Raw genomic sequence first — 13718 nt, forward strand, 5'->3', positions numbered from 1 at the left:
TTGTTACAAGGCGGTGTGGTTTTTTCTATCGATCTTTTTCCGGGCAATAAAAAACGGCCCCGAAGGGCCGTTTCCATTGACGCAGGTACTCAGCCGCCCAGGTAGGCTTCGCGCACCTTGGGGTCGGTCAAGAGCTGTTCACCGGTGCCTTGCATCACCACCCGACCGTTTTCCAGCACGTAGGCGCGGTCGGCGATCTTCAGCGCTTGGTTGGCGTTCTGCTCCACCAGGAACACCGTCACGCCGTCGCGGCGCAGTTGTTCGATGATGTCGAAGATCTGCTGGATGATGATCGGCGCCAAGCCCAGGGACGGTTCGTCCAGCAGCAACAGCTTGGGCTTGCTCATCAGCGCGCGGCCGATGGCGAGCATTTGCTGTTCGCCACCGGACATGGTGCCGCCGCGCTGGCTGAAGCGTTCCTTGAGCCGTGGGAACAAGTGCAAGACCTTATCCATCTGCTCCTGGTAGTCGCCCTTGTCAGTGAAGAAACCGCCCATGGCGAGGTTTTCTTCCACGGTCAGGCGAGCAAACACCCGACGGCCTTCCGGCACCACGGCAATGCTCTTGCGCATGATCTGCGCCGAGCTTTGCCCCACCAGCTCTTCACCCAGGTAACGGATGCTGCCGCTGTGGGCCTGAGGCGAACCGCAGAGGGTCATCAGCAGGGTGGATTTGCCGGCGCCGTTGGCGCCGATCAGGGTGACGATCTCGCCCTGGCGGATCTCCACGTTGACGCTGTGCAAGGCCTGAATCTTGCCGTAGAAGGTGGAAACGTTTTCGAACTGCAGCATTTACGCTTCCCCCAGGTAGGCTTTGATCACTTCGGGATTGTCGCGGATCTGTTCCGGTGTGCCGTCGGCCAGGGGCGTGCCCTGGTTGATCACGACGATATGGTCGGAAATGCTCATGACCAGTTTCATGTCGTGTTCGATCAGTAGCACGGTGACGTTGTGCTCTTCGCGCAACATGCTGATCAGCGCTTTGAGGTCTTCGGTTTCCTTGGGGTTCAGGCCCGCGGCCGGTTCGTCGAGCATGAGAATCCGTGGGCGGGTCATCATGCAGCGGGCGATTTCCAGGCGGCGTTGCTGACCGTAGGCCAGGGTGCCGGCGGGGCGGTTGGCGAATTCACGCAGGTTGACCTTGTCCAGCCAGTAGCCGGCGTACTCCATGGCCTCGCGTTCGCTCTTGCGAAACGCTTTGGTCTTGAACAGACCGGCCAGGAAATTGGTGTTCAAGTGACGGTGCTGGGCGATCAACAGGTTCTCGACCGCGGTCATGTCCTTGAACAAGCGTACGTTCTGGAAGGTCCGCACCACGCCCTTGCGGGCGATCTGGTGCCCAGGCAAGCCTTCGATCGGCTCGCCGTCCAGGAGGATGCTACCGGCGCTGGGCTGGTAGAAGCCGGTCAGGCAGTTGAACACTGTGGTCTTGCCGGCGCCGTTCGGGCCGATCAGCGCCACCACTTGTTTTTCCTTGACGCTCAAGGCCACGCCGTTGACCGCCAGCAGGCCGCCGAAACGCATCGACAGGCCCGTTACTTTGAGGATCTCACGGCTCATTTACGCAGCTCCATGTGAGGACGTTGCATGGGCAGCAGACCTTGAGGACGCCAGATCATCATCAGCACCATCATGGCGCCGAACATCAACATCCGGTATTCGCTGAATTCACGCATCATTTCAGGCAAGAGGATCATCACGATCGCCGCCAGGATTACACCCAGTTGCGAGCCCATGCCACCCAGCACGACGATGGCGAGGATGATCGCCGACTCGATGAAGGTGAACGACTCCGGGGTCACCAGGCCTTGGCGCGCGGCGAAGAAGCTGCCGGCGAAACCGGCAAACGCCGCGCCCAGGGTAAAGGCCGAGAGCTTGATCACGGTGGGGTTCAGGCCCAGAGCACGGCAAGCGATTTCGTCTTCGCGCAGGGCTTCCCAGGCGCGGCCAATCGGCATGCGCAGCAGGCGGTTGATGACGAACAATGCCGCCAGCGCCAGCAACAGGGCTACCAGGTAAAGGAAGATCACCTTGTTGATCGAGTTGTATTGCAGGCCGAAGTACTCGTGGAAGGTCTGCATGCCTTGCGCTGCCTTGCGCTCGAAGGTCAGGCCGAAGAAGGTCGGCTTGTCGATGTTGCTGATGCCGTTGGGGCCGCCGGTAAGATCGGTCATGTTGCGCAGCAGCAGACGGATGATTTCACCGAAGCCCAAGGTCACGATGGCCAGGTAGTCACCCCGCAGGCGCAGCACCGGGAAGCCCAGCAGGAAGCCGAAGGTGGCGGCCATCATCCCGGCGATTGGCAGGCAGATCCAGAAGCTCAGGCCGAAGTAGTGCGATAGCAGCGCGTAGCTGTAGGCGCCGACGGCATAAAAGCCCACGTAGCCCAAGTCCAGCAGGCCGGCCAGACCGACGACGATGTTCAGGCCCAGGCCCAGCATCACGTAGATCAGGATCAGCGTGGCGATGTCCACCGCGCCGCGGGAGCCGAAGAACGGCCAGACCAGGGCAACGACGATCAGCGCCAGGATAATCCAGCGTTGGGTGCCCGGCAGGGTCAGGAAGTTGCTGGCCTTGGCCGGAATCAGCGGCATGCTGGGAGAAGACTTCCAGGCGGCGCTGATCTGGCTATGGAACAGCACCCGCAGGAACATCAGCACCGAGCACACCGCGATGGTGGCGAGAATGGCCGGGCTGGTGTTGTGCACTTCCAGGTTGATGCCGACGATGGTCAGTTTCAGGCCCAGTACCGGATACGCTACAGCCCAGACCAACAGGGCGCTGAACAGCGCCGATTTAAGATTCCTAGTCATACTTTCTCAACCTCCGGACGGCCCAGAATGCCGGTCGGACGGAACAACAGCACCAGAACCAACAGGCCGAACGCCACGACGTCCTTGTACTGGTCGCCGAACACGTCAGCGCCAAAGGCTTCAGCCACCCCCAGCACCAGCCCGCCGAGCATCGCGCCCGGGATACTGCCGATGCCGCCCAGAACCGCTGCGGTAAAGGCTTTGAGGCCCACCAGGAAGCCGGCATTGGGGTTGATCACACCGTATTGCATGCTCAGCAACACCGCGGCGACAGCTGCCAGCGCGGCGCCGATCACGAAGGTCAGGGCGATGATGTTGTTGGTATTGATCCCCAGGAGGTTGGCCATCTTGATGTCCTCGGCACAGGCACGGCAGGCGCGCCCCAGGCGAGAACGAGAGATGAACAGCGTCAAGCCGAGCATGGCGATGAGGGTCACCACGAATACCACGATCTGCATGTAGGAAATCAGCACTTCATGTGCACCACCTGGCCCGATGGAGATGTTGCCCGGGATCAGGTTGGGGATGGATTTGTCCTTGGAGTCTTGCGCCAGCAGAACCGTGTTCTGCAGGAAGATCGACATACCGATGGCAGAGATCAGCGGGATCAGGCGGTTACTGCCTCGCAAGGGGCGGTAGGCGATCCGTTCGATGCTATAGCCGTAGGCACTGGTGACAACGATGCTCGCGATAAAGGCTGCGGTCATCAACAGCGGCACACTGTCGAGTCCCATCATGGCCAGCCCGGCGATGGCGATGAACGCCACGTAGGAGCCGATCATGTACACCTCGCCGTGGGCGAAGTTGATCATTCCAATGATGCCGTAAACCATCGTATAGCCGATGGCAATCAAGGCATACGTGCTGCCAACGGTGAGACCGTTAACCAGCTGTTGGAAAAAGTGATAGATGTCAGGCATTAACTACGCTCCTAAAAACCTGATACGCATTTCACTGGTGGAGTCATTTTCCCGCCCAGGCCCCGTGGATCTGCACCCACTTCGGGCTGGGTTTTGCCAGCGAACCGCTGATGACGGTTTTGAGATTTTCAGGTGGGGAGGCTCCCGGATCACGGGGGCACGGCCCATACACTCATTCGTAAAACAAAGCCCACGGCACGCCGTGGGCTTTATTGGCAGTCAGTCAGGGCGCGCCTTACTGAGGAGAAACTTCGGTTTTTGGTTTGCCGAAGTGCCACTCGTAGACCACGAATTTGAAGTCTTTCAAGTCGCCTTTGGCGTCGAAGCTCAGGTCGCCAGTGGGGGTTTTGAATGTACCGGCGTGGATGGCGTCGGCCACCTTGGCCGAATCTTCGCTCTTGGCGTTGGCAATGGCACCGGCGATGACTTCAACGGCGGAGTAGGAAGGGAATACGAAAGGACCGCTAGGGTCTTCTTTCTTGGCTTTGAACGCGTCAGCCAGGGCGATGTTGGCTGGGTCCTGGTCAAAGGATTTCGGCAGGGTTACCAGCAGGCCTTCGGACGCATCTTTGGCGATCTGCGAAATAGAGTCGTTACCCACGCCTTCCGGGCCCATGAACTTGGCTTTTAGGCCTTTTTCCTGGGATTGACGCAGGATCAGTCCCAGCTCCGGGTGGTAACCGCCGTAGTAGACGAAGTCGACATTGGCTTGCTTGAGCTTGGCGATCAGCGAAGAGAAGTCCTTGTCGCCGGCATTGATGCCTTCAAACACGGCAACCTTGACGTTTTTCTTCTCCAGGGTCTGCTTCACGGCGGTGGCGATGCCTTCACCGTACTGTTGCTTGTCGTGGAGCACCGCGACGATTTTCGGCTTCACGTGATCGGCGATGTAGTTACCGGCGGCTGGGCCTTGGGCGCTGTCCAGGCCGATGGTGCGGAACACCATTTTGTAACCACGGGCGGTGATGTCCGGGCTGGTGGCGGCAGGGGTGATCATCACTACGCCTTCATCTTCGTAGATGTCGGATGCTGGCTGAGTCGAGCTGGAGCACAGGTGGCCGACCACGAACTTGACGCCGTCGTTGACCACTTTGTTGGCCACTGCTACGGCTTGTTTTGGATCACAGGCATCATCGTATTCAACGGCTTCGAGTTGCTTGCCATTGACGCCGCCTTTGGCGTTGATCTGTTCGATGGCCATTTTCGCGCCACTGAACTGCATGTCGCCGTATTGGGCTACAGGGCCGGTCTTGGGGCCGGCGATACCGATCTTGATGGTGTCAGCTGCGAACGAATGGCTGGCAACACCGGCCAGGACCATAGCGGCAAACAGTTTGGAAATCTGCTTAGTAGCCTTATTCATAGTGCTCCACTCTTACTGTTGTAATTTTTATAGTTCCGGCGGCCTTAAGTCGCAGAACCGAATCAGATAACTCGCGATATCCGTCGGAAATGCCCCTGGCAACTGTACCGGTACAGTGTAGAGCGCCGGTTGTTCGCTTGAAAAGCTGGCGGCCGGGGACAAAAACGCGGAGTGTCGCTTAATTGAAAGAAAAAGACAGATATGCGGCGTTGCTTATGCCCGGTTCGACGTCGGACCCTAGCGCTCCTGAGCTTCTCGATCGGTGACGCATTTGCTTCTGGGTTTTTCTGCCAGAGCTCCGACGCTATGATTGCGCCGATTTCTTTTCTGGACAGGCCCATGACTCAAGAACCTAGCACCCTCTATGCCAAGCTGCTTGGCGAGACCGCATCTATCCGTTGGAAGGAACTGGAGCCGTTCTTCGCCAAGGGTGCCCTATTGTGGGTCGACGCCGACCTGGATCTGATCGAGGCCGCACAGGCCGTGGCGCAGAATCAGGCCGAGAAAGTGGCGGCCTGGCTGGCTGAAGGGAAGGTGGAAAAACTGTCTGCGACGCGGGCGTCCGATCTGTTTGAGCGTGATCCGAGCTTGTGGGCGGTGGTGGTTTCGCCGTGGATCCTGACCCAGGAAAGGGCGCTGCGCTGAAGGCGTGCGCCGATTTAGTGCGCCCTGTTGTCCGACAAAAGTGTGTAGCCGAGTAACCGTGAATCCAGTGATGGCATCTTGCCGTAGAGAAAGGCCCCACAAGGGTTTCGGTCAGGGTGACGTTCACGGAAGGGACACAGTTTCAAGCCCGTCCGACGAGCTGCTTAATTGTTTCGTGGTGTGAGCCCATAACCCGTGCGTCGGCCAGCCGACTCCCGCGCATCAGGGCAATGCCCTTCGCGTCTGCAGGAGCCGGCTGGCCGGCGAGGCACTGGTTAATAGGCGGTCTTGCCCGTGTGGCTATTGAGGGAGATGACCCGGGTCTTGCCGATGCGGTGACGGTAGATTTCCCGCAGGTACTTGATGGCCTTCTTCACGCAATCGCGCGACAGGCGGATGTCGTTGATCGAGACGAACTTGTCCTTGTCGTTGATCAGTTCGCGGTATTTCTTCTCGTACATCGGCTTGATCGCGTACCAGTTGGTATCGAGGATCTTCGCCGGGTTCTCGAATTCGTTGAGCAGATCGTCGATGCGGTCTTCGTCGAATTGCTCGCTGACGATGAAGTCCAGCACCGAGTTGTCCAGGGTGTCGTCGAAGCGGTACGGATTGCGCGCAAAGCAACGCTTGATAAAGGCCACGATCAGGGTCAGGAAGTCGTCCGACAGGCACGGGCTCTTGGCGATCAGGGTGGTCAGCGACAGGTTGGCCGAAGCGCCGATCACCAGCGCATAGCGCTTGAGGGTGGTGTTGGGGAACAGGCTGTTGAGGTGGGTCTTGAGCCGGTTCAGGTCCATGTAGGACAGCTTGTAGTCCTTGGGCAGGGAGACGATCGATACCACCGACGAGCAGTTCTTGAAGAAGTGCAAGTCGTGCAGCGCCGCCGCGTCATACCCCGAGGCCTTGTACTGCTCCAGGGCCGCGCGATAGCGCTTGGACTCGATCGGCAGCAGGCTGATGCCTTCAATGGCCTGGGTCACCTTGTTGAAGTGCGGCAGGTCGATGGAGCGGAAGAACAGGTCGTCGATGTTCAGGCGCTGCGGCTCTTTCTCGAACACCTTGAACTTGTCGCCGGTGGGCACCGGCTGCTCCGGCACCACGGATTCGGCGTAGGCGATCGCCACCGGGCCGGCCAGGCTCATGAACAGGTCGTTGGCGTCCAGGCGGATGGTCTCACCGATGTCGATGCCGGCGCGACGGAAGTAGTTCTGGTCGTAGTCGGTGGTCACTGCCTGGGCAGTGAGGATGTTGAAGATCTGCTGGGAGATGTACTGGTTGGCGTGCTTCTCCATGGCGTTGACGTCGATGTTCTGGATGTTGCCGTCATCGCTTTCTTCGGCGTAGCGCATGATGTCGTTGGAGATCAGCATCATCGCGTTCCACGGGCGGATGCGGCCCATGACGCTGGCTTCGCTGCTGTCTTCGTTGTCGAAGTTGTAGGAGAAGTCCCACTCTTCGGACAGGTATTTGCACAGCAGGCGGCCGGCGTTGATGTGCAGCGCCTCGGACATTTCGCTGCGATGGTCCGAGATGTTCGGCAGCACACAGATGCCGCTGGTGAAAATCGGCTCGAAGACAAAGGAGTGCCCGCTCTTGCTGTCGTGCTCGTCCATCGGCTTGGTGTCGAAGGTCTTGTTCATGTACGAGTACTGCTGGGCCAGGCCGAACTCCGAGGCCATGCCCGAGCCGGTACCGCCGCCGGCACTGAAGATCGAGAAGTACAGGCGCGACTGGTTGGCCTTGATCCCGCAGGAATCGATCAGGTACGAGTGGATCATCTTCCAGTCGGGGCTGGAGAAGCGCTGGGTGTCCTTGTTGAGGATGATCTTGGCCAGGTACTGGCCGAGGATCGGCGCGTTACCGGCGCCACCGGCGTGGACTTCCGAGAGGTCCATGATCTTCATCTTGCTGTAGTCGCGGATGAAACCGCTTTTTTCACCCTTGCGCGAGAAGCGGATGCGCCCGGCGATGTCCTTGTCCAGGTCGCCGAGCATCACCAGCGGCTCCACCAGGAACACTGGCTTACTGGCCTTGCTCTGGCCCAGGCGCAGGTTCTGGCGGATCCACTGGGCGGGGCTGTAGTTGCCCTCGTAGGGTTTGTCTTCGTTGTTGAATTCGTTGAGGTAGAACTTGCGCGCGTTGTACACCAGCTCCGCGACATCCAGAGCGATGTTGGAACCGCAGCGACCCAGGCCGATCAGGCACACCGACGGGAATTCCTGGTCGCGACGGCTCTCCTGCTCGCCTTCCTGGTGTGGTGGGCGCGGGAACACGGTATCGCGCAGGCCGTCGAGGTTATCGAGGATGCGGTCGGTATTGGTTTCGGTGAAGTACAGGTATTGCTGGGTCGACAGGGGGCGTGAACTGGGCAACGGCTTTGTATCTGAATGGCTCGATGGGGTGGCGCTCAGCGTGATCTCGGAAACTGCGTTGGCAGGGGGGGTTTTAGAAGTCATTGTGCGCCATATGCCTTGTCAGGTTAGCTCGTGGACGAGGGGTCGTCGAACCATCACGGAATGGGACCTCGTCACTGCGTGGAACGCGAATGTTGCCCTGGGCGTCGACCTGTTGTTTGCACGACGCAGGGGTGAATCTTTACCTTAATTCTGATGAATCGGCCAATACTCGGTGATCTTTAATCAAATGAGGGCAATATGATGTCAGCGTTACCTTCTCTCGGGTTTGCCGGAATTGGTCTGATGGGCCTGCCCATGTGCCAGCGTCTGCTGGCGGCGGGCTATTCGCTGACGGTGTGGAACCGCAACCCGCAAAAGTGTGCGCCTCTGGTGGCCGCCGGAGCACGGCAAGTTGCCACTGCGGCGCAACTGTGCGAGCACGCGGACCTGGTGCTGCTGTGTCTGGCCAATACCGAAGTGGTGCGCGAGGTGGTGTTTGCTCAAGAGGGGATCGCCCAAGGCGCCCGGGCCGGGCAATTGCTCCTGGACCTGTCCAGCCTGGAACCCACCGCCACTCGGGAAATGGCCGCAGCGCTGGCTCGCGACACCGGCATGACTTGGGTCGATGCGCCGGTTTCCGGTGGAACCTCCGGCGCCGAGTCCGGCAGCCTGGCGATCATGGTGGGCGGCGAGGCTGCGGACGTCGAACGGGTTCGCCCGGTGCTATTGGCCTTGGGGCAGCGGGTGACGCACATGGGGGCGGTGGGGGCCGGGCAGGTGAGCAAAGTCTGTAACCAGATGATTGTCGCCTGCAATGCCCTGGTGATTGCCGAGGTGGTGGCCTTGGCCGAGCGCTCGGGTGTCGATGCCAGCTTGATCGCCGAGGCGCTGGCCGGTGGCTTCGCTGACTCCAAGCCGCTGCAGATCCTCGCCCCGCAAATGGCCGAAAGCCGTTTTGAACCGGTGAAATGGCATGTGCGGACCCTGCTCAAGGACCTCGATGGCGCGGTGAAGTTTGCTCGGGAGCAGGGTTCGGCAACGCCAATCAGCGGGTTAGCTGCGCAGTTGATGCGTCTGCATGGTGGGCAGGGCTTTCTGGAAAAGGACCCCGCGACCCTGGTCGCTCTGTATCGGGATCCGGTTTCTGCGAATTGATGGGCGCCGGGCTATGGCGCTGGTTGAGCTCATCCAGCACTCCTTGTAGCTCAGGCAACGGCACCGGGCGGCTGAGCAGATAGCCCTGTAGATAGTCGCAGCCGCAGCGTTCGAGGATCTGTTGCTGTTCTGCGGTTTCGACTCCTTCGGTGACCACTTGCAAGTGCAAGGTATGGGCCATGACGATGATCGCCTGGACGATCTCCATGTCCTGGGTTGATTTGGCGATGTCCTGGATGAACGAACGATCGATCTTCAAGGTATTCAGGGGCAGGCGCTTGAGGTAGGCCAAGGATGAATAGCCGGTGCCAAAGTCGTCGATCGACAGCGATACGCCCAAGCTACGGATCTGCTTGAGCAGAGCCAGGGTGCTGGCAATATTGCCCATCAGGGCGTTTTCGGTGACTTCCAGCTCCAGGCGATGGGGCACTACCTGGGCCGCGTCCGGGCGCTTTCGATTTCTCCGGGCAAGTCTTCACGGGTCAGGTTCAGAGCGGAGCAATTGACCGCAATCTTCAGGTCACCGCAGCCTTGGCGCGACAAGTAGGCCAGGTCCTCGCATGCCTTGCGCAGGACCCAGTTGTCTAATTCCGCGATCATTCCGTTGGCTTCGGCAATGTTGATGAAGCGATCCGGGGCCAGCAGTCCGTGTTGCGGGTGTTGCCAGCGAATCAGGGCTTCGAGCTTGGTGACCCTGGCGCTCCTGAGGTCGTAGATCGGTTGGTAATACAGCAGCAGCTCTTGATCGTCGCGCAGCGCGTTGCGCAACTCCTCTTCCAGTTGCAGTTCGAGGGTGGCGCGGGTTTTCAGTGTCGAGCTGAAGAAGTGCAGGCTGTTGCGTCCGGCATCTTTGGATTGATACAGCGCCAGGTCGGCGTTCTTCAGCAATTCATCGCAGGTCTCACCGTCGTCGGGAAAAATACTGATGCCGATGCTGGTGGTCATGACCATGCGCCGTCCTGCCAGCTCGATCGGCTCTTTCATTCTTTGCATGATGCGTCGCGCCATCTGCTGGGCTTCATCACGTTGGCGCAGATTGACCAGAATGCAGAATTCATCGCCGCCCAGGCGCGCCACCACATCTTCATGGCAACGGGTTGAACTCTTGATGTGCCCGGCAATGGCCTTGAGCAATTCATCTCCGGCGTCGTGGCCGAGGCTGTCGTTGATGCGCTTGAAGTGATCGATGTCGAGGAATATCACTGCCAGCATGCCGCCGAAGGTACTCGCCTCCATGAGCTTTTCCGCGAACAGCTGATTGAAACCGCGACGATTGATCAAGTTGGTCAGAGCATCGTAATGGGCCACCTGTAGCAGGGAAAACCGGGCCTGGTCCAATTGCGAGAGCAGGGCATTGACCCGCCGCAGATCCCGTTCCTTTTGTTGCAGTTTCTTATCCGCCACGGCGGCGCTGATCATGCTGGCGATGATCAACAGGCTGATCACACTGAGGGTCAGCCCCAGTTGCAGGTGGCTGTTGGGCACTAGCGCCGAGGGTGGGCTGCCAGCGGGCAGCACCAGGCTGATCGACCTGGCTTCGGTGAAATGCAGCAGCATGATGAGGCCCGCGAGCGCCAGGCTACTGGTGTACTTGCGCAATTGATGAAACATCCCGCTGCCCTCGCGCAGGTGGCGCGAGAGCAGCAATAACGCCAGGCTGCACCCGATCGCCAACAGCAGTGACAGCCCTATGAGTTGTGGCTGGTAGAACACATGGGCGCTGGTGCGCAGGGCCGCGATGCCCATGTAGTGCATGCCGCAGATGCCCAGGCCGATGCTCAGCGCCGCACCGCCGTAGCGCCAGGGCGACAATTGTTCGTGACTCAGGGCGTTCATCACCAGCCAGGCAGTGGCCAAGGCAATCGGCAGGGAAATCAGGATCAACGGCAGGTGGTAGTGAGTATTCAGCGGTACTTCGAGCGCCAGTATGGCGATGAAGTGCACGCTCCACAGACCGGCAGCTAGGCAACCAGCGCCCAGCCAGCGCCACAGGCGTTGGCGATTCGGTCGTTCAGCGTGGCTGACACGTTCGGCCATGTCCTGGGTGGCAAAGCTGGTGGCACAAGCCACCAGGTACGCCAGTAGCACCAGCACCGGGTAGTGGGTGCACTGCAGGATGACCTGCCCGCTGTCTGGTAGCTCAGTTATGAAATGCAGACCCAGCCAGTCCATAGCATGCCCATCTCTGAGTCATGTGGCGGCGGCGGACCCGCGTGCCAACGAGTGTCTGGAGTATAGAAGGCACTCGGTCTCAGGAACTGGAGGTGGCACTTTGCCGCCAATGATTTGCTGATGGGGCCTATCGCCAATAGTGCTAAGCGCTTTTCTCATACCAAGGTTCGTAATCCGTGGGCTCCAGAGGCGCCAGGCCGAAGGCGGCTCGGGCGGCATCGCAGTCGCTATTGTGCTGGCCGTCGGCCCAGGAGGCTTCGAATTCGCGGCATGGGCTGGAGCGTTGCTCATAGATCGAGCAGCTCACGCCTTTACCAACCTCGCCCTCCAGGGAGACGCAGCGCGGTGATTTACAGTCGGTGCCGAGCATGGCTACCCGAGTGGGACTGATGCTTTGCACCAGATCATCGGGGACCGTGCCACCGGAAGAGGCGCATTCGCCCCAGAAAAAAGACACACGAAAGTATGAACAGCAGGCACCGCAATTCAGACACGGACTGGCTTCGGACATGGGCGTATTCAAAGGGAGAGGGAAGGGTAGGGGGGGCAGGCAAGGCCGCTATTCTAGGCTTCCTATCGGCCTTGGGAAGGGGGCGCGTCAGGTATTTTTTCAGCCTCGGCCAAGCCCTTGAAAAGACTGGGAAACGCCTGGATAACGCGGGCTTTGGTGCAGGTTGGAGGGGCGTTTCGCCGCAGGTTGAGAGGGCGGCGCTGGAGCGTGGCCGCGATGGTTGGATATCAGGGTGGCGAATGATCACAGACAGTTCGCGGAGGCCTGACTAGATTGCAGCTTCCAGGCTCGCTTGCGTCTGGCCGAATAACAACAAAGAGATCGACCCATGGATAACTCGACTCAAGCGGCAAATGCCTGGCGCATCCTGTTCCTGTTGTTTTTGGCAAACCTGTTCAACTTCTTCGACCGCACCATCCCGGCCATCATCATCGAGCCAATCCGCATGGAGTGGCACCTGAGTGACTTCCAGCTGGGGATCATCGGCACGGCCTTCACCATCGTCTACGCCATCGCCGGTCTGCCTTTGGGGCGCCTGGCCGACACCGGCTCGCGCAGCAAGCTGATGGGCTGGGGGCTGACGGTATGGAGCGGGCTGACCGCGGTCAACGGCATGGTCGGCAGCTTCTGGAGCTTTTTGCTGGTGCGCATGGGCGTGGGCATTGGCGAAGCCAGCTATGCACCGGCCGCCAACTCGCTGATCGGCGACCTGTTTCCCGCTCACCGCCGAGCCCGGGCCATGGGGATCTTTATGCTCGGCCTGCCCCTGGGGCTGGTGCTGGCGTTTTTTACCATCGGCGCCATGGTCAAGGCCTTCGACAGCTGGCGAGCGCCATTTTTTATCGCGGCGGTGCCGGGGTTGGTGCTGGCGGTGTTCATGTTCTTCATCAAGGAGCCCAAGCGCGGCGCGGCGGAAGCGGTGAAGGTGGCGCAAGTACCTATCGACCGACCGATTCGCCGAGTGCTGGCGATCCCGACCTTTCTTTGGCTGACCCTGGCCGGGCTGACCTTTAACTTCGCCACTTACGCCTGCAACTCGTTCCTGGTGCCGATGCTCCAGCGTTACTTCCTCATGCCCTTGCAGGAGGCAGCCATGGCGACGGGGCTGATTGTCGGTGTCACCGGGTTGGTGGGTTTGACCCTGGGCGGCTGGGTCGCCGACAAGATCCATCAACGGGTTGCCAACGGCCGCCTGCTGTTCGCCGCCTGCAGCCTGATCATTTCGACCTTGGCCACCGGCTGGGCGCTGCATGCCGGGCGCGTCGAGATCGGGGTGTTTGTCGCGGTGTTCAGCGTCGGCTGGCTGTTTGCCTACAACTTTTACACCTGCGTCTATACCGCCTTGCAGGACGTGGTCGAACCCCGTTTGCGGGCCACGGCCATGGCCTTGTTTTTCGCCGGCCTGTACCTGTTGGGCGGTGGCCTGGGGCCAGTGGTGGTCGGTGCGCTGTCGGATCACTTCGCCCACTCGGCGATGTATGCCGCCGGTGCCGAGCTGATGACCGAGGAGTTCAAGGCCATCGGTCTGCACGACGCCATGTACCTGATTCCGGTGGCGCTGTTTCTGACCCTGCTGTTTTTGTTCCAGGCCGCCCGTTGCTTTGTTGGCGATGCCCAGCGCATGAAGGACGGTTTGGCGCTGGCCGCGCCTGGACCCCGTGCACTGGCGGTCTGAGCTTGGACACCGCCCCATCTGTAGGCGCCGGCTTGTTCGGTGAGGAGAGCGAAGAGTGCGAAAGAGGCT

The 13718-nt window shown here is 60.0% G+C and carries 10 protein-coding genes and 1 pseudogene; 3 read left to right on the top strand and 8 right to left on the bottom strand.

Going from position 1 to position 13718, the window contains the following annotated elements; all coding sequences use genetic code 11:
* Positions 1-89: 89 nt before the first annotated feature.
* From PLD_RS21775 to PLD_RS21795, 5 genes are all read right to left on the bottom strand, one after another.
* Entirely contained in the window at positions 90-791 is a 702-nt protein-coding gene (locus PLD_RS21775) for an ABC transporter ATP-binding protein (protein ID WP_159896364.1), read from the bottom strand.
* Complete coding sequence (livG, locus tag PLD_RS21780) at positions 792-1559, bottom strand: high-affinity branched-chain amino acid ABC transporter ATP-binding protein LivG (protein ID WP_159896366.1); 768 nt, start codon at positions 1557-1559, stop codon at positions 792-794. It abuts the gene before it with no gap.
* Positions 1556-2812: a high-affinity branched-chain amino acid ABC transporter permease LivM gene (locus PLD_RS21785; RefSeq protein WP_159896368.1), complete on the bottom strand. Its 1257-nt coding sequence runs from the start codon at positions 2810-2812 to the stop codon at positions 1556-1558. The genes livG and PLD_RS21785 overlap by 4 nt, the downstream gene beginning before the upstream one ends.
* The gene (gene livH, locus PLD_RS21790) at positions 2809-3732 is read right to left on the bottom strand and encodes a high-affinity branched-chain amino acid ABC transporter permease LivH (RefSeq protein ID WP_159896370.1); all 924 of its coding nucleotides are present in this window, start codon (positions 3730-3732) and stop codon (positions 2809-2811) included. Before livH ends, PLD_RS21785 begins: the two co-directional genes overlap by 4 nt.
* A gap of 235 nt (positions 3733-3967) precedes the next feature.
* Positions 3968-5095 carry a branched-chain amino acid ABC transporter substrate-binding protein gene (locus PLD_RS21795; RefSeq protein ID WP_159896372.1) on the bottom strand — a complete coding sequence of 376 codons (1128 nt, stop codon included), beginning with the start codon at positions 5093-5095 and terminating at the stop codon, positions 3968-3970.
* Positions 5096-5434: 339 nt separating this feature from the next.
* Here PLD_RS21795 and PLD_RS21800 point away from each other — a divergent pair, with 339 nt between their 5' ends.
* Positions 5435-5740 carry a DUF2288 domain-containing protein gene (locus tag PLD_RS21800; protein ID WP_159896374.1) on the top strand — a complete coding sequence of 102 codons (306 nt, stop codon included), beginning with the start codon at positions 5435-5437 and terminating at the stop codon, positions 5738-5740.
* Between the two features lie 275 nt (positions 5741-6015).
* Here the strand turns inward: PLD_RS21800 and PLD_RS21805 are convergent, their stop codons facing one another.
* Positions 6016-8196: a hypothetical protein gene (locus tag PLD_RS21805; protein WP_159896376.1), complete on the bottom strand. Its 2181-nt coding sequence runs from the start codon at positions 8194-8196 to the stop codon at positions 6016-6018.
* A 198-nt stretch (positions 8197-8394) separates the two neighbouring features.
* On the opposite strand from PLD_RS21805, the gene PLD_RS21810 reads away from it, so the two are divergent.
* A complete protein-coding gene (locus PLD_RS21810; protein WP_159896378.1) occupies positions 8395-9291 on the top strand; it encodes an NAD(P)-dependent oxidoreductase in 897 nt (298 codons plus the stop codon).
* On the opposite strand, the pseudogene PLD_RS21815 reads toward PLD_RS21810, so the two are convergent.
* Positions 9182-11463: pseudogene (locus PLD_RS21815) on the bottom strand (putative bifunctional diguanylate cyclase/phosphodiesterase). The gene PLD_RS21810 and the pseudogene PLD_RS21815 overlap by 110 nt on opposite strands.
* Before the next feature lie 142 nt (positions 11464-11605).
* A complete protein-coding gene (locus PLD_RS21820; RefSeq protein WP_159896380.1) occupies positions 11606-11974 on the bottom strand; it encodes a YkgJ family cysteine cluster protein in 369 nt (122 codons plus the stop codon).
* 328 nt (positions 11975-12302) lie between these two features.
* Between PLD_RS21820 and PLD_RS21825 the strand changes: the two genes are divergently transcribed.
* On the top strand, positions 12303-13649 hold the full coding sequence (locus tag PLD_RS21825) for an MFS transporter (protein ID WP_159896382.1): 1347 nt from the start codon (positions 12303-12305) through the stop codon (positions 13647-13649).
* Positions 13650-13718 lie beyond the last annotated feature (69 nt).

The organism is Pseudomonas sp. LD120, from assembly GCF_009861525.1.
Lineage (GTDB): Bacteria > Pseudomonadota > Gammaproteobacteria > Pseudomonadales > Pseudomonadaceae > Aquipseudomonas.

Bases quoted from the DNA above. Each gene is read 5' to 3' on its own strand.
- livH (WP_159896370.1), bottom strand. From the start codon at position 3,732: ATGCCTGACATCTATCACTTTTTCCAACAGCTGGTTAACGGTCTCACC.
- PLD_RS21795 (WP_159896372.1), bottom strand. From the start codon at position 5,095: ATGAATAAGGCTACTAAGCAGATTTCCAAACTGTTTGCCGCTATGGTC.
- PLD_RS21775 (WP_159896364.1), bottom strand. From the start codon at position 791: ATGCTGCAGTTCGAAAACGTTTCCACCTTCTACGGCAAGATTCAGGCC.
- livG (WP_159896366.1), bottom strand. From the start codon at position 1,559: ATGAGCCGTGAGATCCTCAAAGTAACGGGCCTGTCGATGCGTTTCGGC.
- PLD_RS21785 (WP_159896368.1), bottom strand. From the start codon at position 2,812: ATGACTAGGAATCTTAAATCGGCGCTGTTCAGCGCCCTGTTGGTCTGG.
- PLD_RS21810 (WP_159896378.1), top strand. From the start codon at position 8,395: ATGATGTCAGCGTTACCTTCTCTCGGGTTTGCCGGAATTGGTCTGATG.
- PLD_RS21800 (WP_159896374.1), top strand. From the start codon at position 5,435: ATGACTCAAGAACCTAGCACCCTCTATGCCAAGCTGCTTGGCGAGACC.
- PLD_RS21805 (WP_159896376.1), bottom strand. From the start codon at position 8,196: ATGACTTCTAAAACCCCCCCTGCCAACGCAGTTTCCGAGATCACGCTG.
- PLD_RS21820 (WP_159896380.1), bottom strand. From the start codon at position 11,974: ATGTCCGAAGCCAGTCCGTGTCTGAATTGCGGTGCCTGCTGTTCATAC.
- PLD_RS21825 (WP_159896382.1), top strand. From the start codon at position 12,303: ATGGATAACTCGACTCAAGCGGCAAATGCCTGGCGCATCCTGTTCCTG.